Annotated in this window: 16 protein-coding genes; 8 read left to right on the top strand and 8 right to left on the bottom strand. The window is 41.6% G+C overall.

Annotation, left to right across the window (positions count from 1 at the left end):
- Window positions 1-3 precede the first annotated feature (3 nt).
- From LZG71_RS00970 to LZG71_RS00950, 5 genes are all read left to right on the top strand, one after another.
- The gene (locus tag LZG71_RS00970; protein WP_233816177.1) at window positions 4-1,272 is read left to right on the top strand and encodes a competence/damage-inducible protein A; all 1,269 of its coding nucleotides are present in this window, start codon (window positions 4-6) and stop codon (window positions 1,270-1,272) included.
- Window positions 1,273-1,363: 91 nt separating this feature from the next.
- Entirely contained in the window at window positions 1,364-2,665 is a 1,302-nt protein-coding gene (locus LZG71_RS00965) for a dihydrolipoamide acetyltransferase family protein (RefSeq protein ID WP_233816176.1), read from the top strand.
- The gene (locus tag LZG71_RS00960; protein ID WP_233816175.1) at window positions 2,665-3,198 is read left to right on the top strand and encodes a 5' nucleotidase, NT5C type; all 534 of its coding nucleotides are present in this window, start codon (window positions 2,665-2,667) and stop codon (window positions 3,196-3,198) included. Before LZG71_RS00965 ends, LZG71_RS00960 begins: the two co-directional genes overlap by 1 nt.
- The gene (locus tag LZG71_RS00955; protein WP_233816174.1) at window positions 3,195-3,875 is read left to right on the top strand and encodes a response regulator transcription factor; all 681 of its coding nucleotides are present in this window, start codon (window positions 3,195-3,197) and stop codon (window positions 3,873-3,875) included. The genes LZG71_RS00960 and LZG71_RS00955 overlap by 4 nt, the downstream gene beginning before the upstream one ends.
- Window positions 3,875-5,230, top strand: coding sequence for a HAMP domain-containing sensor histidine kinase (locus LZG71_RS00950; protein WP_233816173.1), 1,356 nt, complete (start codon window positions 3,875-3,877; stop codon window positions 5,228-5,230). The genes LZG71_RS00955 and LZG71_RS00950 overlap by 1 nt, the downstream gene beginning before the upstream one ends.
- 328 nt (window positions 5,231-5,558) lie before the next feature.
- Here LZG71_RS00950 and LZG71_RS00945 read toward each other — a convergent pair whose 3' ends face one another.
- From LZG71_RS00945 to LZG71_RS00935, 3 genes are all read right to left on the bottom strand, one after another.
- Complete coding sequence (locus tag LZG71_RS00945; RefSeq protein ID WP_233816172.1) at window positions 5,559-6,305, bottom strand: acyl-CoA desaturase; 747 nt, start codon at window positions 6,303-6,305, stop codon at window positions 5,559-5,561.
- Window positions 6,306-6,445: 140 nt separating this feature from the next.
- Complete coding sequence (locus tag LZG71_RS00940) at window positions 6,446-7,117, bottom strand: DUF4159 domain-containing protein (RefSeq protein ID WP_233816171.1); 672 nt, start codon at window positions 7,115-7,117, stop codon at window positions 6,446-6,448.
- 14 nt (window positions 7,118-7,131) lie between these two features.
- Window positions 7,132-7,845 (bottom strand): 16S rRNA (uracil(1498)-N(3))-methyltransferase, encoded by a 714-nt coding sequence (locus LZG71_RS00935; protein WP_233816170.1) that lies wholly within the window; start codon window positions 7,843-7,845, stop codon window positions 7,132-7,134.
- A gap of 383 nt (window positions 7,846-8,228) precedes the next feature.
- On the opposite strand from LZG71_RS00935, the gene LZG71_RS00930 reads away from it, so the two are divergent.
- Window positions 8,229-9,239 (top strand): glutamine synthetase beta-grasp domain-containing protein, encoded by a 1,011-nt coding sequence (locus LZG71_RS00930; protein ID WP_233816169.1) that lies wholly within the window; start codon window positions 8,229-8,231, stop codon window positions 9,237-9,239.
- Window positions 9,240-9,360: 121 nt separating this feature from the next.
- Here the strand turns inward: LZG71_RS00930 and LZG71_RS00925 are convergent, their stop codons facing one another.
- Window positions 9,361-9,915: a hypothetical protein gene (locus tag LZG71_RS00925; protein WP_233816168.1), complete on the bottom strand. Its 555-nt coding sequence runs from the start codon at window positions 9,913-9,915 to the stop codon at window positions 9,361-9,363.
- 38 nt (window positions 9,916-9,953) lie between these two features.
- The gene (locus tag LZG71_RS00920) at window positions 9,954-12,140 is read right to left on the bottom strand and encodes a glutamine synthetase III (RefSeq protein WP_233816166.1); all 2,187 of its coding nucleotides are present in this window, start codon (window positions 12,138-12,140) and stop codon (window positions 9,954-9,956) included.
- 160 nt (window positions 12,141-12,300) lie between these two features.
- Here LZG71_RS00920 and LZG71_RS00915 point away from each other — a divergent pair, with 160 nt between their 5' ends.
- A complete protein-coding gene (locus LZG71_RS00915; RefSeq protein WP_233816164.1) occupies window positions 12,301-14,136 on the top strand; it encodes an LTA synthase family protein in 1,836 nt (611 codons plus the stop codon).
- Window positions 14,137-14,176: 40 nt separating this feature from the next.
- The gene (mtaB, locus tag LZG71_RS00910; RefSeq protein ID WP_233816162.1) at window positions 14,177-15,505 is read left to right on the top strand and encodes a tRNA (N(6)-L-threonylcarbamoyladenosine(37)-C(2))-methylthiotransferase MtaB; all 1,329 of its coding nucleotides are present in this window, start codon (window positions 14,177-14,179) and stop codon (window positions 15,503-15,505) included.
- Between the two features lie 103 nt (window positions 15,506-15,608).
- Here the strand turns inward: mtaB and LZG71_RS00905 are convergent, their stop codons facing one another.
- The 3 genes from LZG71_RS00905 to LZG71_RS00895 form a co-directional block, all read right to left on the bottom strand.
- Window positions 15,609-16,928 carry an ammonium transporter gene (locus LZG71_RS00905; RefSeq protein WP_233816161.1) on the bottom strand — a complete coding sequence of 440 codons (1,320 nt, stop codon included), beginning with the start codon at window positions 16,926-16,928 and terminating at the stop codon, window positions 15,609-15,611.
- 45 nt (window positions 16,929-16,973) lie between these two features.
- A complete protein-coding gene (locus LZG71_RS00900) occupies window positions 16,974-18,179 on the bottom strand; it encodes a porin (RefSeq protein WP_233816160.1) in 1,206 nt (401 codons plus the stop codon).
- A gap of 346 nt (window positions 18,180-18,525) precedes the next feature.
- Window positions 18,526-18,873 carry a 4Fe-4S binding protein gene (locus tag LZG71_RS00895; protein WP_233816159.1) on the bottom strand — a complete coding sequence of 116 codons (348 nt, stop codon included), beginning with the start codon at window positions 18,871-18,873 and terminating at the stop codon, window positions 18,526-18,528.
- Between the last annotated feature and the right edge of the window lie 14 nt (window positions 18,874-18,887).

The following is an 18,887-nucleotide window of genomic DNA, read 5'->3' as shown; positions in this document are numbered from 1 at the left end:
TTTATGAATCCCACAGTAAGGGCTGAAATTATAACAATTGGAGACGAGATTCTCTTTGGTCAGATCGTCGATACCAATACACAATGGATTGGTTCTGAGCTGACAGGGATAGGCGTTCGAACTGTTCGCAAAACATCAGTTGGAGATAATAAGCACGATATTTTGTCCGCATTTTCCGATGCCTGGAAACGCGCAGATATTGTTATTGTAACCGGAGGCCTCGGTCCTACTAAAGATGATATTACCAAGCATACCTTTTGTGAGTATTTTGGAAGTACTTTAAAAATGAATGAGGATGCCCTGGCGCACGTTACAGCTTTCTTTGCAAAAAGAGGCCGGGCTATGACCGAACTCAACATTCAGCAAGCAGCATTACCCGATAATTGTACTTACATTCCAAACCAATGGGGAACGGCTCCCGGTATGTGGTTTGAAAAAAATGGTGTGGTATATGTTTCTTTGCCCGGGGTTCCATATGAGATGAAAAATCTGATGGAATTTGAAATACTTCCAAGACTGAAAGCACGCTTTACTTTAAACGTAATTCAACATAAATCGGTTAGAACAATCGGTATTGGAGAGTCCTTTCTGGCTGAAAAAATTGCACCTTGGGAAGATGCTCTTCCTGCTCATATAAAACTTGCTTATTTGCCTCATTTCGGGCAGGTTAAGCTACGCCTTACTGGTACAGGTTCTGATGCAGTTTCGTTAAATGGCGAGCTTCAGGATCAGGTCAATTTACTCTTGCCAATGATTGAAGAACATGTGTATGGCTATGATCTTGATGAACTGGAAACTGTAATTGGAGCGTTACTTGTAAAAAATAATGCGACAGTAGGTACTGCGGAAAGCTGTACGGGAGGATTTCTGGCACACAGACTGACAAACATTCCAGGATCGTCGGCCTATTTTGAAGGTTCGGTTGTGAGTTACAGCAATTCCATCAAAATGAATGTTTTGGGTGTGTCAGAAGATACGCTTATCAAACATGGTGCAGTGAGTGAAGCTACGGCTATTGAAATGGCAGAAGGTGCGAGAAAATTGCTTAACACAACCTACGCATTGGCAACGACGGGTATTGCCGGGCCTGATGGTGGCACGGCTGAAAAACCGGTTGGTACAGTATGGATTGCCTGCGCAACGCCGACCGGGACTGTAACGCAGCTTCTTAAACTGGCCAATGTCAGAAGTATCAATATCGAAATGGCGTCGACCTATGCATTGAATTTGCTGAGGAAAACCATAAGGAAGGAAGAAAAGATTCAGATCTGAATTTGAAAAAAGTATTTGGAAAAGCCAGATGCGAACAAACTAATTTACCTGAACACTTTTGACAAACAGGTGTTCGGTTTAATAGAATAGTATGAAAATAGTTGAAATGCTGATGCCCCCAATGGGCGAGAGTATCATGGAATGTACGGTTTTACACCGTTTGAAAAAAGAAGGTGATAAAGTCTCTATTGATGATTCCATATTAGAAGTAGCCACTGACAAAGTGGATACAGAAGTTCCTTGCCCATTTGAAGGAACTCTGAAAGAATGGCTTGTAAAAGAGGATGAGGTCGTCCCAATTGGAAGCCCTGTAGCGTTGATAGAAACAGCAGACTCAGGAGAAACCGAAAATAGCACAACCGGAATAATCTCCGACTCGCCAGAGGCAATTACTGCCGAGACTTCGGCTGCCGTTCTTGAAAAGGATTTCCAGGAAGCTCTATCTTCAAAGTCGCATGCCCCTGTTTCTGCCCCGAGTAACTCCGTGGATAATAACAGCTTTTACTCTCCTCTTGTTTTGAGTATTGCTCGGGAAGAAGGGATTAATGCAGATGAACTTGCCCGAATTCAGGGAACAGGAGTTGAAAATAGGGTGACTAAGACTGATATACTCGGTTATATCGAAACGCGTGTAGATGCGGGGTCTCAGCCTCAGCCCGTTAAAGCGGTTTCTCTTAACGGAGGAAATGAGATAATAGAAATGGATCGGATGCGTAAAATGATTTCACAGCGCATGATCGAATCCAGGAAGATTTCGGCTCACGTTACTTCATTTATTGAGACGGATATGACCTCGGTTGTGAAGTGGAGAGAAGCTGTTAAAGCGGATTATCGTAAAAAATCTGGAGACAGCATCACATTCACGCCTATTCTGATTGAAGCTGTTGTTAAGGCTATTAAAGATTTTCCGATGATCAATATCTCTGTGGACGGAGATAAAATTGTGCGAAAGAAAGACATCAATATCGGGATGGCGGTGGCTTTGCCCGATGGTAATCTGATCGTTCCCGTAATTCATCATGCTGATCAGTACGATCTGGCCGGTCTGGCTAAGAAGGTGAACGAATTGGCAAAAAAGGCACGGGAGAATAAATTAAAAGCCGACGATGTTTCGGGTGGAACTTACACTGTTTCTAATATCGGAGCGTTCTCCAATCTGATGGGAACACCAATTATCGTGCAGCCACAGGTGGCGATCATGGCCTTTGGAGCTATAAAAAAGAAACCTGCCGTTATCGAAACTCCGCAGGGAGATTTGCTGGGAATCCGTAGTTTAATGTTTATCTCTCATTCTTACGATCACCGCGTGGTTGACGGATCCCTGGGAGGAATGTTTCTTAAACGAGTAAATGATTATCTTGAAGGTTTTGATTCGCATCGAATATTGATCTAATGCTGAGACTTACTTTGGGCATGGATGATGTACTTGCAAACACCCATGAAAAATTGATCAGTGTGATATTGAATGATTTTCCGACTAATCTGACGGAGAAGGATCTGACAGCAGGCGCTTTAAAGGATCTTTTGCATCCGAAGCAGCTGGCTAAACTGAAAAAGATTATTAATTCACCGGGATTTTTCACAGACATTGAAGTGAAAAAGGATGCAATAGAGACCGTTAAGGCGCTGTCAGGATTTTATGAAATTTACATAGCAACGGCCTGTATGGAGTTTCCGAATTCCTTTAAAGATAAGTTTGACTGGCTGTTAAAACATTTTAGTTTCGTTCCCTGGACCAACATTGTGTTTTGTGGCTACAAGACCATCATTCAGTCGGACTACCTTATTGACGATCACACGAGTAATCTGCAAGTTTTTAAAGGAGAAGGAATATTATTTACTGCCGCTCACAATGTGCGGGAAACTGGTTTTCGGAGGGTTTCGAGCTGGAAAGATGTCTCAGAATTATTTTTACCCATAAGATGAAATTACTGCTAATTGAGGACGAACCAAAAACCGTGCAGTCGCTGAAACAGGGACTGGAAGAAGACGGCTACGAAGTGGACATTGCCTATGATGGTCTTATTGGTAAACAATTGGCAAAGAATAACACGTATCAGTTGATTATCAGCGATATTATTATTCCTGGGATCAACGGTATAGAGCTTTGCAGGGAAATCAGAAGCTGGGGTGATGAAACACCTATTCTGATGCTGACAGCGCTGGGAACTACCGATGATAAAGTTACCGGGCTGGATGCAGGTGCTGATGATTATCTTGTGAAGCCCTTTGAGTTCAAGGAACTCGTTGCAAGAGTTCGTGCCCTCACAAAACGTGGTTCTGGTATTTTACATACGGCTCAGCTGCTTCGTTTCGCTGATCTTGAAGTTTCTCTGGATGCAAAAACGGTACACAGGTCGGGCAATAAGATTAACCTGACAGCACGGGAGTTTAATCTCCTGGTGTATCTTATCCGGAATCAGGGGCGCGTGGTGTCGAAAGTGGAAATCGCCGAGCAGGTATGGGACATTGGCTTTGATACAGGAACAAATATTATTGAGGTATATGTAAATTATCTTCGTAAAAAAATTGATAAGGATTATCCGGTAAAGCTGATCCATACACAGTTCGGCATGGGTTACGTTCTTAAAGTTGAGGATTAATGCAAATACGCACCAGGCTCACCGTACAGTTTTCCCTGCTGGTAAGTAGCATATTACTGGTTACCTTCCTGGCGATATATTACTTTTCTTACGAGAATCTTACACAGGATTTTTATGACCGCCTCAGGTCAAAAGCAAATTCCACAGCTGGTCTGCTCGACGGCCCGGTTGTGAGCCCAGACGTAATCAGGGCGCTGGAAGGCTCAAACACGGACCGGATCTACAATCAGATCATATTGATTTTCGATGAACAGAACCGGCTGATCTACACCAATTCCAATACCAAAACCATCCATGTCTCCAGATACTGGTTGGATGAAGTACGTAAAGCTGGCGAAATAAGATACACCGACGGTGATTCAAAAGTTGTAGGTCTTTACACCAACTTTCCATTTACAAGAGCGGTTGTCCTGATGGGTGCACAAGATAAGGTCGGGGAAGTGAACCTGATCAACCTGCTGCAACTGCTCACGGCATCATTCATCATTGTTACGATCATTGTCACTTTTGCAGGATGGATCTTTGCCAAACGCGCTCTACGACCAATTTCCAAGGTAATGAACGAAGTGGAAGGAATACTTCCTCAGAACCTGCATACAAGGCTGGATGTGCCTAATCAGAAAGATGAAATTGGACGGTTGATCACCACCTTCAACAATCTGCTCGAAAGAATTGAAACTGCCTTCCAGATGCAGAAAATTTTTGTGGCCAATGTTTCGCATGAACTCAAAAATCCACTTACCAAAATCCGCTCCCAATTGGAAGTAAGTATTTTAAAAGAGAGGAGTCAGACAGAATATCAATTCACAATACGTTCCGTTTTAGAGGATATACAGGAGCTCGCTCAACTTTCAAATACCTTGCTGGAACTGGCCAAGGTCAGCGAGGATCAGGGTGATTTGCTAACCGAGACCGTCAGACTGGATGAATTGCTGCTGGATTCACGTCAAATGCTCATTGAATCGAATAATAGTTACAATATTAACGTTGATTTTGACGATTTGCCTGAAGATGATACCTGGCTTGAAATAGCTGGCAATTCCACCTTGCTTAAAACTGCTTTTCTTAATCTGATGGACAACGCATGTAAGTTCTCGGATGATCAGAGTGTATCCGTAGTTCTGAAATGTTCAGCAAACGACATTCAACTCACCTTTTCCGATCAAGGTAAGGGCATTCCGGAGAAAGACCAGAACCTGGTGTTTCAGCCATTCTATCGAAGCGAGAATACGGCAAACATACGAGGGTACGGTATAGGCTTGTCGCTTGTGGACCGTATCGTAAGGCTTCATGGCGGCACGATTATTATTAAATCCAATCACCCCAAAGGAACAACCTTTATCCTAAATTTTTAGTACAGAATTGGGCTAATGGAATAAAAGTCAGAAAGCGGGAGAAGGTGACTGGACTGTTAACTGAAACCTGTCAACTTATTTTTCTTCTCTAAGTAAATTCTAACTTTTTATTAACTCCCTTTTAAGTATTGTTATATTTATTTGTATTGTTCTTATAGAGCGATACCTCGCGAAGAGGTTTCCTAAATAGATTTCATTTTTTGTGGTGTTAATAAGCAAACTTGGCAGGTGTATCTCACACCTGCCAAAGTTTTTATAGGGGTACCTGATAAAAGCGGTCATAAAAAAAGCGGCAAGATTACCTCGCCGCCTCTACTTATATTTTTTTCTAGTGCTTCTTCCTGATTTCAATGATCTTCATCTTATTGAGAAGTTTGATCACCGGATAGGTAGGATCAACTTCCCACCATCTTGATCCGAAATTAATGCTGTTTGGACGTTTGTGGTGATTGTTCTGAAACAACTCTCCCATCATCAGGAAATCAAAAATCAATGAGTTTTTAGACTTGTCATCATTATCAAAATTCTGATAGCCATATTTATGACCACTCCAGTTCACAATAGCACCATGAATTGGCCCCATCAGGAAGTGTATAGGAAGCAAAAAGAAAAATGCCCAATGCATATCCAGATAAACGTAGGCCAGTATGTAGAACGCAGTATATAGTAGAGCCCAGCCTGCACGCGAAATCCAGGAATCTCCCAATTTCTCCACCAGGCGCCATTCAGGGTAATTCCGCTCAAAACGAGTTTCAACCGCTCTCTTGCGATTCAATACGGCGTTGTAAATATCTTTCGTTTCCCACATCATTGTGAACACATTCTTAGTGTGATGCGGCGAATGCGGATCCTTTTCCGTGTCACTAAATGCATGGTGCATCCGGTGCAGAATCGCATAGGCCCGTGGGCTTAAATAAGAAGATCCCTGAGAAATATAGGTAAGCAAGTAAAAGAATCGCTCCCATGGTTTGCTCATAATAAACATCTTATGAGCGGAATATCGGTGAAGGAAAAAGGTTTGACAAAAAAGTGACAAATACCAGTGTACTACAAAAACGGCAATTATTATGTACATGAAAACGGATTGATTATAACTAAGTATGTACAAAAATAACGGTAACCATGCAGAATCCCATACAGTTCAGCGCATAATTTTGAAATTATTTATATTGATTCTACTTTATTACGTAGCTGTCTCCTCAAAAAACGATTTCCTTATAAAATCATAAAGGCATAGCTTACGAGATTGGCTCCCATTTGTAGTGCTTTTCTCCGCAGTTCCTCCGGATCATTGTAGACACTTTGATCTTCCCAGCCGTTTCCAAGGTCAGTTTCAAAGGAATAGTAGCAGATCAATCGCCCTTCCCAGATCAATCCGAAACCCTGCGGATTTTTTCCGTCGTGCTCATGTACTTTCGGAAGCCCATCCGGAAAGTTATATTTTACTTTGTATACTTCGTGATCAAAAGGAAGCTCTATAAACGACAGTTCAGGAAAAACCTTTTTCATTTCCCTGCGTATAAATGGATCCAGGCCGTAGTTATCATCAATATGAAGAAACCCTCCTGACAGCAGATAACTGCGAAGATTTTGTGCCTCTGAATCTGTAAAAACCACATTGCCGTGGCCTGTCATGTGGACAAACGGATAACCAAAAATATCGGTGCTGCCTGTTTCCACAACGTCTTCAACAGGATTGATATTCATTTTAAGTTCTGTATTGCAAAACTTAATAAGGTTCGGCAGCGAGGTTTTGTTTGCATACCAATCTCCTCCTCCTCCATATTTTAGCTTGGCTATTTTAAGTGCCGATTGAGCCTGAGTAGCCTTAGAACTTAACAGGGTTAGAAGCAATATTATACATTTTACTAGTGCTCTGCTTTTCATATCAGTATGATAAATTATAACGCTGTTAAATTGGCAAGATTTATGGCATGACAACCAGCAACAGCGGCGGTTTCCGTACGCAGGCGGGTTGCACCCAAAGATACCGTTTGAAAACCGTTATTCAGCGCAAACTCCACCTCAGCAGCAGTAAAGTCACCTTCTGGTCCTATGAGTAATGTAGTTTCACTGTCTCTGGGTGTAACGTGTAGCACGTGCTTCACAAGGTGGTTGTCAGGAACATAGGCAATTAGTTTCGCCGCATCTTTTCTGCTTTCTATAAACGCATTAAAGTTTAAGTTTAATGTAATCTCCGGCATATAATATTGCTGAGACTGCTTCATCGCCGCAGCTGCTATCTTGCCGAGCCTGGACATGTTCACTACCCTGTTCAATGATTCCTTCACTGTGTTACCGGTAACGATGAAATCAATGCTTTCAACTCCTAACTCAATCATCTTTTCTACCATCCATTCATTTCGTTCAGCTTTTCGCGTTGGAGCGATAGCCATGTGAACGCCATATGACCTGCGTGGTTTTATTTCGGAGTCGATCACTTTATACCGGATTTTTTTGCCATGCGTATCCAGAGAACATTTCTGTAACAAGCCTTGCCCATTCGTTACATGTATAATATCTCCCGAACTTAAGCGCAACACTTTGGTACAATGCCTGGCTTCTTCGTCATCCAATTCCATGATCCGGATATCCGGCTGGTAAAACAAATGCATAATCTATAATTCAGTAAAATGGGTGTGAATTATTCAAATGTACCAAATAATTAATCATTTCAGGTGAGAAGAAAAGTGACATTTCTAAGATTTGTTGATTAGTGAGACAAACCTGTTTATAGGATTTTATGACGATCATATCGTAAAAGTCTTCATTTTTAATCCTGATTTAATCCATTTAACAAAAAACATTATTTGTTAATGAAATAAACGATCCTTTGTAAAATTATTAAAATAGTGCACTTTTTACTGACAATACTACCACAAACACAATAAAATTCTGTATTTATTTAAATTTTATTACATTTTATTTCTTGCAATTACATTTTTGCATTAATATTGTGTCGTTATAATAATTCGTCACCACCTTATCTAGTACTATTATGTCAAAATCCAAGCTGGAATATATTTGGTTGGATGGCTATAAGCCGACCCAAAGTTTACGTAGCAAAACCAAAATCGAAGAAAATTTTAGTGGCAAATTGGAAGATTTGAGCAACTGGTCTTTTGATGGTTCATCCACAGAACAAGCTGCTGGTGGTTCATCCGACTGTTTGCTAAAACCTGTCGCTGTTGTTCCTGACCCGCAACGTAAAAATGGGTATCTTGTTATGTGTGAAGTTTTGAATGCCGATGGCACTCCTCACGTAACAAATGGCCGCGCGACAATCGAAGATGATGACAATGATTTTTGGTTCGGATTTGAACAAGAATATTTCCTTTGGGATAACGAAACTAACAAACCTCTTGGTTTTCCTGCAAACGGTTATCCTGCACCACAGGGACCATATTACTGCTCTGTAGGCGCAAAAAATGCTTTCGGACGTGAAATTATTGAAGAACACCTTGATGCTTGTATCGATGCAGGTCTTAACATCGAAGGTATCAATGCAGAAGTTGCAGCTGGACAGTGGGAATTCCAAATGTTCGCAAAAGGAGCAAAACAAGCTGGTGATGAAATCTGGCTGGGACGTTACCTGTTAGAACGTATCGGTGAAAAATATGGTGTTTCTATAAACTGGCATTGCAAACCCCTTGGTGAACTTGACTGGAACGGAAGCGGAATGCACGCAAACTTCTCAAACTCAGTATTGAGAACTGCTGGTAGCAAAGAAGTATTCGACAAAGTTTGCGAATCTTTCCGTCCTGTTGTTAAAGAACACATTGAAGTTTACGGAGCCGACAATCACCTTCGTTTAACTGGAAAGCATGAAACTGCAAGTATCCATGATTTCAGCTATGGCGTTTCTGACCGTGGTGCTTCTATTCGTATTCCTGTTCTTGTTCCTCAAAAAGGATGGAGCGGATACATGGAAGATCGTCGTCCAAACTCTGCTGCTGATCCTTACAAAGTTGCAGCTCGTATTATCAAAACTGTTAAGTCGGCTGTATAATTCAGATATAAGTTCTTATCGAAAGGACACAAAAAAACCACCGTTATGGTGGTTTTTTTGTTTATCGGGCTTTTATTTTTTGCAAGTCAGCGGGTTCATTCCACTGACTTGTAAAAAAAGATCAGTCTTCTTCTTCACTGCCAGTAAATGAATACAGCGTCGAGTCGAGCTGTATTCTGCCCGCGTTAAAACGAATAATGAAATCATTAATCACTTTTTCATTGATCTCTGTTTTATTCAAACCCACTTCCAGACCAATGCCGTATTCGAATTGATCGTCCGTTTCAACGTGTTCCTTTACCTTGATCTCCTCGTTTTCTTCGATCTCTTCGATAAATTCAGTCAGAAGCATTTCCGCTTCCTCGTCTTCCTCCGGATTATCCTTGTAGTTCTCGTCTCTTTCGTCAGGAGAAACATAGTTCGGAATTTCCTTTTTCAGTCTTTCCAGAGCCGCATCGTATACAAGTGTTGAATGATGAAGTCTTAAAGTATAAATAAGCGCGTCATAAACCACTTCCTTGTCTTTGTAGGTTCCCACAAACTGCACATGAGCATGTTCGTTGTTTTCTTCCTCCTCGTCTTCGAATTCGTCTGCTATGTAAACAAAGTTTAATCGTTCAGCTTTACATTCTCGTCTCAACTGAGCAATTTCTTCTGGATCAAATCCCGGATTCATAATTTAAAAATTATTTGTTTTGAGCACTTTTTACAAATTTATTCCAAAAATAGCATTTCACGGTATTTTGCCAAAGGCCAATCTTCATCATCGATCAATAATTCGAGTTTATCTACGTGATAACGTATTTCTTCAAAGTAACCTTTTACTTCTGAACCGTAAAGCTTGGCCTTCTCAAACAGTTCGTCCACATTATTCGCCCTCTTCCTGGCTTCGGTCATTTCGTGAACCAGTTTTTTTATTACAACCACGTGCGACGAGATATCTTTGATGATCTCTTTAATCGGTTCTGCTTCTTCCAGCATGTCGAGGTCTGTGAGAGAACGAGCAGTTTGGGCGAGTTTAAACTGATATTTTACTACTGTCGAAACAATGTGATTTAAAGCCAGATCACCAATCACACGAGATTCAATCTGTAACTTCTTTACATAGTTTTCCAGCTCAATCTCATAACGCGCATGCAATTCACGGCTGGATAATACACCTGTTTTCTCAAAAGCCTTAATTGTGCTCTCGGTTACATAGGCGTGCAAAGCATCATAAGTTTCACGGATGTTACTTAATCCTCTCTCTGCCGCTTCCTTCACCCATTCTTCCGAATAACCATTTCCCTCAAAAAGAATTTTCTTTGATTCTTTGAAATATCTTTTCAGGATTTCAACGGTCGCAACCTTTTTCTCTTCACCAGCACTCAGTCTTTCATCCATTTCTTTTTTGAACTCAATAAGCTGGTTGGCTACAATCGTATTGAGTACGATCATAGGCGAGGCACTGTTTTGAGCGCTGCCCACTGCACGATACTCAAATTTGTTTCCGGTAAAACAGAACGGCGACGTACGGTTACGATCCGTATTGTCTCTTTGAAGATTCGGAATACGGGTAATACCAAGTTTGTAGTAGAAGTTTTCGCCTTTTTCGAGTGTGATCTCCCCTTTGCTAACCAGTTCTTCCAGCATGTTGGTGAGCTCTCCACCCAAAAATACCGACACGATTGAAGGAGGGGCTTCATTAGCACCAAGCCTGTGCTCATTACCAGCAGATGAGATTGATGCGCGAAGAAGATCCGCGTGATCATGAACAGCCTTTACGACATTAAGAAGGAACGTCAAAAACCTGAGATTTTCCTTTGGTTTGGTGGTTGGCGCAAGCAAGTTAATTCCTGTATCCGTAGATAATGACCAGTTGTTGTGTTTGCCACTTCCATTTATACCCGCAAAAGGCTTTTCATGAAACAGGACCTGGAAATTATGTTTATCTCCAATTTTCTGCATCAAATCCATCAGCAAAGCGTTATGGTCAATGGCAAGGTTCACCTCTTCAAAAGTAGGCGCACATTCAAACTGTCCGGGCGCAACCTCATTATGGCGCGTCCTAACAGGAATTCCCAGTTTCAACGCTTCAAATTCAAAATCTACCATAAACGCATTTACACGTGGCGATATGGAGCCAAAGTAATGGTCGTCCAGCTGTTGTCCACGTGCAGGACTATGGCCGAATACAGTCCTGCCAGCCATAAGCAAATCTGGTCTTGCATAATAGAGCGCTTTGTCAACCAGGAAGTACTCCTGCTCAATACCCAGCGTTGGTGTTACTTTATCGACGTCACGATTAAAAAACTGGCAAACCGATGTTGCAGCTTTATCAAGCATTACCAGCGACCGAAGTAATGGAGCTTTATAATCGAGCGCTTCACCTGTATAGGAAATAAAGACCGATGGAATACACAACGTCTTACCTCCTGCCCCATTGTCCATCAAAAATGCGGGGGAACTCGGGTCCCAGCCTGTGTAACCTCTTGCTTCAAATGTTGCACGAAGTCCGCCACTTGGAAACGACGATGCATCCGGCTCTTGTTGAACGAGTGCGCTGCCTTTGAATTTCTCAACCGCTTTTCCGTCAAGTGTTAAGTCAAAGAATGAGTCGTGTTTTTCAGCCGTTGTTCCTGTGAGAGGCTGAAACCAGTGCGTATAGTGCGTGGCTCCCTTGGATATTGCCCAGGATTTCATTGCTGCTGAAACTTCGTCTGCAACTTCCCGGTCTATTGTTGATCCGGATCTGATCGCATTGGAGATTTTTGTATAAGCCTCGGGAGATAACAACGTACGCATCACATCGTCACTAAAAGTATTACTTGCATATAAGTCTGCTACTTTTTCCGTTGGGGGGGTTAAAACGGGCGCAACGCGACCCTGAGCTATCTCAAAAGCTTTGGAACGAAATGTCATTTCTAGTATTGATTAAGTATTATTTCTTCCCAAAATTATTTATTTACTGATACCAACTACTATTTATTCCTAATTTTTATCCATTTTGATCATTTCCTTCGAATTTTATCATTGAATTGACTCCATTTTTTCGGAATTTTGCAAATTCTTACAGACACCAATGCGTAAACGATTAGAATTTGTAGCCCTCCTGGGGCTCATGTGGATACTTGTCTTCCAGCTTTTCCGGATTTTATTCCTCACATATCATTATAAAAAAACACTTGAACTGCCAGCATCATACTGGGTTAAAAGTGCGTGGCACGGATTGCGTATGGATGTGTCATTTACGGGTTACATACTTGTAATCCCTACACTCCTGCTCGTATTCACCTCAACCAAATGGAAATGGTACGCGACAACCACAAAAATTTACCTGGCGGTGGTGTCAATTGTCATCGTGTTTCTCACCATTGCCGACCTGGAACTGTTTCGTGCCTGGGGTTTTCGTATAGATGCTACATCCTTACACTATCTTAAAACGCCAGCAGAAGCCTGGGCTTCTATGGGTGCCGCGCCGGTATTCCCTCTGTTCTGCCTGATTTTAGTTTTTTACTTTCTCATACTGAAACTGTCGGCTACCATTATCAGCAGAACGGTTCCATTTTTCACCAAAGTGCCCTGGCCCTATCTGGGAATCAGTTTCCTTTTACTAACAGGATCCCTTATTATTCCAATCCGTGGCGGTTTGCAACTGGCACCTATGAATGAGAGCGCTGTTTTTTTCAGTGACAAGAGTTTTGCCAACTACGCTGCTATTAACGTTCCGTGGAACTATATGAGCTCTGTAGTGCACCTGAGGTATTCAAAGAAAAATCCGTTTGCATATTTTCCGGCAGAACTGGCAGCGACACAGGTTAAAAATCTCTATAATACCCCTGGAACAACGGAGCGGATCATCGATTCCATCAGGCCGGTTAATGTAGTGGTCATCATTTGGGAAAGTTTCACTGCTAAGGTTGTGGAAAGTATGAATGGTGTGAAGGGTGTTACTCCGCAATTTGATGCGCTCACAAAGGAAGGAATTCTTTTTACCAACATGTATGCGAGCGGCAACAGAAGTGACAAGGGAATGGTTGCTATTCTCAGTGGCTATCCTGCACAGCCTACCACCTCTATTATCAAAATACCTAACAAAACGATTTCATTGCCTTCCGTACCTCGCACGTTTCAACAAGCAGGCTGGAAAACATCTTTCTACTATGGCGGCGAGACTGAGTTTGCCAATATGAAGTCTTATTTTCTGCAACAGGGCTTTGACAATATTACTGACAAAAATGCTTTTGCAGACAAGGACATGAATTCGAAATGGGGTGCTCATGACCATGTCGTGCTTGATCGTCTTTTACATGATCTGGATTCTCAGAAACAGCCCTTTTTTAGTACGTTATTTACTTTAAGCAGCCATGAGCCTTTTGAAGTTCCTGTTAAATCAGTAATTCAGGGAAACGATCCTGAACATTTGTTTCTCAATGCATTACATTATTCCGATGCGTCGATTGGTGACTTCATAAAAAAGGCAAAAACCAAATCCTGGTGGGAAAATACACTCATCGTAATTATTGCTGATCACGGTCACCCACTACCCGACCGTTCCGGAACAAAACCAAGTGAATTCCATATTCCAATGCTTTGGCTAGGCGGTGCAGTCAAACAAAAAGGCATCCGAATTGATACCTTATGTTCACAAACAGACCTGGCTGCTACTTTACTGAACCAGATTAAACTTCCTTCACAATCATTTGAATGGAGTAACGATATTTTCAAGAAGAACAGAGTTTCATTTGCCTATTTTGCATTTAATAATGGTCTTGGCTGGATAAATTCTGGTGGTTTTGTTGTGCGTGATAACATTGGAGGTAATTTAATTGAACAGGGAGGCAAGCCCGGAACCGGTGCAGTTGAAGTGGGCAAAGCATACTTACAGGCCTCCTACACTGACTATTTAGCCCGTTGATGGCAAAAAAGGTGTAATTTTGCAGAATTAAGATGTCATTATGAAAAAAGTAGCTTTTTATACATTAGGTTGTAAGTTGAATTACTCTGAAAGTTCGTCCATCGGAAGGATGTTTGAAGACAAAGGGTATTCAAAAGTAGAGTTCAACGAAACGCCGGATATATTCATTATTAATACCTGCTCGGTAACTGAAAACGCCGATAAGAAGTGCAGAAAAATCGTAAGGGAAGCGCAAAAGATCAATCCGGACGGTTATGTGGCTATCATTGGGTGTTATGCACAATTAAAGCCAAAAGAGATATCTGAAATACCTGGTGTGGATGCTGTCCTTGGAGCAGCCGAGAAATTCAGATTGGTTGAACTTATCGATACGTTTGAAAAAGAGCCGGGAAACCATCCCGCTCAAATACTTGCTTCGCATATTGATGATGCTGTTGACTACCATACCTCTTATTCTTTAAACGACAGAACGAGAACATTCCTTAAAGTACAGGATGGTTGCGATTATCCTTGCGCCTATTGTACAATACCACTGGCTCGCGGAAAAAGCCGGTCAGATACGATTGCAAACGTGGTTACGGCGGCGATGGATGTGGCGGCAAGAGGCGTAAAAGAAATTGTACTTACAGGCGTAAACATTGGGGATTTTGGTATTCAAAGCGGAGAAAAGAAAGAAACATTTCTTCAACTGATCCAGGCTTTGGATGAAGTTGAAGGTATCTCACGGTTCAGGATTTCATCTATTGAACCGAATTTACTCACGGACGAGATCATCGAGTTTGTTGCTCAATCCAAAAGATTTGTACCTCATTTTCATATACCGCTGCAATCGGGTTCAAATAAAACTTTGAGCCTGATGCGCAGGCGTTACAAACGTGAGCTATACGCTGAACGCGTTGAAAAAATTAAAACCCTGATGCCAGATTGCTGCATCGGTGTTGATGTGATCGTGGGGCATCCGGGTGAAACGGAAGAGCTGTTTTTGGAAAGTTACCAATTCCTAAATGAACTGGATATATCTTACCTGCACGTATTCACTTATTCCGAAAGAGAGAATACAACGGCGATTGCTATAAAACCGGTCGTTCCAAAATCGCAACGGGCTGATCGCTCCAAAATGCTTCATATTCTTTCTGAAAAGAAAAAGAGATATTTTTATGAGCAGCAAATTGGCAAGCAAGGAACTGTGTTATTCGAGGATGAAGTACAGAATGGCCAGATGCTGGGCTTTACAGAAAACTACATCCGGGTTGCAGTAAAATATGATCCCCTGCTAATTAATGAAACTAAGACGATTCGTTACGATCATTTGAATGGTGAAGGTTTGATGGAAGTAACAGAATTGAATGAGGAGATTTTGGCTCATTAATATATCTATTGGTTTTTATTCATAATTGCTGCCCCAATTTTGGCATAAAAAAAACCCCGGGAATCCGGGGTTTTTTAATGAAATAATATCCAAATCCATTCTATTAAGCCTCTACTAGGAATTCATCGTGCTGGCTAACATCCAAACCAACTTTCTCATCTTGTTCAGAAACACGAAGCGGAAGGATAAGGTCAGTGATTTTAAGCAGAGCAAAAGATCCTCCAAAAGCAAATACAGATACACCTACAAGAGCAATCACGTGATTGATGAACAAAGTAGTTTCTCCGAAAGCCAATCCCTGATCTGTTACCAGAGGGTTAACAGCACTTGTTGCGAAAACGCCGGTCATCAGCATACCAACCATACCACCAACACCGTGGCAAGGGAAAACGTCCAATGTATCGTCCAAAGTAGAACGTGTACGAAGGTGAGCAACATAGTTACTTACGATAGACGCCACAGTTCCGATGAAGATTGAAGCGGGAACCGTTACGAAACCAGCCGCTGGCGTAATAGCTACCAAACCAACCACAGCTCCGATACAGAAACCAAGCGCTGATACCTTTTTGCCTTTTGCTGCATCAAACAATACCCATGACAAACCTGCTGCACCTGCTGCTGTGTTTGTAGCTGCGAAAGCTGAAACTGCCAATGGTGAAGCTGACAATGCAGAACCTGCGTTGAAACCGAACCAGCCGAACCAAAGTAAACCTGTTCCCAACAGAACAAAAGGAATGTTTGCAGGAGGAAGAACGTGGTCTTCAAGCAATGACTTACGTCTTTTCAGGTAAATAGCACCTGCCAAAGCAGCCCAACCAGCAGACATGTGTACCACGGTTCCACCAGCAAAGTCAAGTACGCCCATTTTGAAAAGGATGCCTTCTGCATGCCAGGTCATGTGAGCAAGAGGAGAGTAAACGAAGATGCAGAATAAGATAATAAACAGAACGTAAGAGCGGAAATTAACACGCTCAGCCATAGAACCTGTAACCAACGCAGGAGTGATTACAGCAAATTTCAATTGGAACATCGCGAACAAAGCGAAAGGAATTGTTCCGAAAACCGGGGCATCCAATACACCTTTGAACATGAAGAATGTCATTGGGTTTCCAATAAAACCTCCGATATCATCACCGAATGCAAGGCTGAAACCCACAACAACCCATAGAACGCTAATCACACCCATGGCAATAAAGCTCTGCAACATGGTTGAAATAACATTTTTGTTATTCACCATACCGCCGTAGAAATAAGCAAGACCAGGAGTCATAAGTAAAACAAGAGCAGCGGATACAAGTAACCATGCGGTGTCACCTGAATCGAGTCCTTCTGTTGCAATCTGTGTAGGTACGCTTGGTATGAAAGCACCCAGGATGCTAATAACCAAGAGAATGATCAGTGGGATGTAACTTCGTTTTTCCATTGTTGTAGATGTTATAATGTTTATAGATTTAAAGAAGGTATATGATTAGAATTTGTAAATAAATGCTAGTCCGAAGGTTGTCTGGCTGTTTTTAGTCCATGCTCCGTCTGAGTCTTCGAATTGCTGCAGGGCATTAGCTCCATTCACTTTTGGATAAACATCCATTCTGAATTCCGGTTTAACAAGGATATGTCCGTCAGCCAGGTTGATATTACCAGTAAGCGTAATCGAATTTACACTTGTTCCCAAATCGGCAGCTGTGCGCAAACCGCGTACGCCACTGTCATTGTTGAAGTATTCGTAGCGTGCTCCAAGTCCGAAGTTTTCAGTAATTGCTGTGTTGGCATATACAGCAACCCCACCCCATGAATCGGTTATGTTAGCATGTTCGTCGCCTTGGAAATCACCTTTTTGTGAACCATAAGAGGCATTCAAACCCAAAAGGAATTTTTCAGTAATCTGGTAACTGGTCGCAAGATCGAACATGGTGTAAGAAGCGCTTGGTGTTTTGCCAGTCTCTTCAATTGGGTTTGCTTCATTACTGTTAATGAAGTTCAGATATACATTCCAGTTTTCAACAGGAGAAAGATACAGCTGACTGATAGTTCCCTTTTTTCTGTTGTTGTCTTCTATTCCATCCACATTGTTAACAACACCAACCATTAAAGAAGCTCTGTCAGAGAAAGCATAAGTTGCTTTAAGACCAGTGTGGTAGAAAGGACCGTTGTTAAACTGATTTGATAGCGAGTAGTTGAAGTTTGCAGGTGCATCAATTACTTCATATCCGATGTGCGTTCCGAACTGACCAGCGGTCATCGAGAATTTGTCGGTAAACTTATAAGTGAAGTATGCTTGTTTGATTGCAAGAGCAGTGCTGAATACTTCATTTCCGTAGTTACCCATGTTAGCGTTAGGTCCGAAAGTAAGGTCTACTACGGCTTCCGATTTGCTATTTGTGTAAGCTACCCTTGTTTGAACAAGTCCAAGTGAAAACTGACCAGATCTGGTATCGAATACTCTGGCTGTTTCAGCTGCTCCTCCGTTGCTACGAGACAATGGTTTGTTGAAGTTCGCTGAATAATAAGAATCCAGATAACCTGAAAAAGCGAATGCGCCTTTGGACTCTTCATCCTCTTTCACTTCTGCAACAGTTGTCAAGGTGTCGGCCTTTGTCTTGTGATCTTCAAATGACTTCGTAAAACCCAAAAAAGGTATCATTAAAGATAATACTGTGCAATAGACTTTTTTCATAATTATATTCTGTTTAAGTTAAATTTCACTTCGTTCCTCAATTGTGATTCAAATATTGTACTTAATTTATATTTATCAAATATTATCATTAAATTTTATCTCACAAAGTACAATTTTCATTCTTTTGTACTCTTTTTTATAGTTTTAAAAACATAAAAATGAAAAATATTAACTTTTTACAATAACATTAATATTCTGTCTAAACTTTAAATTGCAAAATATTATAAATTCAAATCGGCGAATAATCAGTATGGAGTTTATACAGAAATTACCATTTTAGGATTGGCTGGGCACAAAAAAAGCCCCGCTGTTGCGGGGCTGCAAAATCTAATTTGGTGAAATGGGGCTATTCGCCGTGCATCCAGGCTTTCTTGGCCAATAATGTTTCCTCTTCCTCTTCATTGTCGGGATCATCCACGCAGCAATCTACCGGACAAACTGCCGCACATTGTGGCTCTTCATGGAAACCAACGCACTCAGTACATTTATCTGTTACTATATAGTAGAATTCATCAGAAACCGGAGATTGTTTTTCCTTACCACTAACGACCGTTCCGTCGCCGAAATCTACCTCGTCTAAATTTGTGCCATCTCCCCAGGTCCATTCAACACCTCCCTCATAAATAGCCGTGTTGGGGCACTCTGGCTCGCACGCCCCGCAATTTATGCATTCATCGGTTATCATTATAGCCATAGTCGCCGGATTGT

Origin of the sequence: Dyadobacter sp. CY312, from assembly GCF_021390535.1 — a bacterium.
In the GTDB taxonomy this organism is placed as follows: Bacteria; Bacteroidota; Bacteroidia; order Cytophagales; family Spirosomataceae; genus Dyadobacter.
The sequence above is the reverse complement of the archived record's forward strand: the minus strand, read 5'-3'. Positions and strand labels throughout refer to the sequence as shown.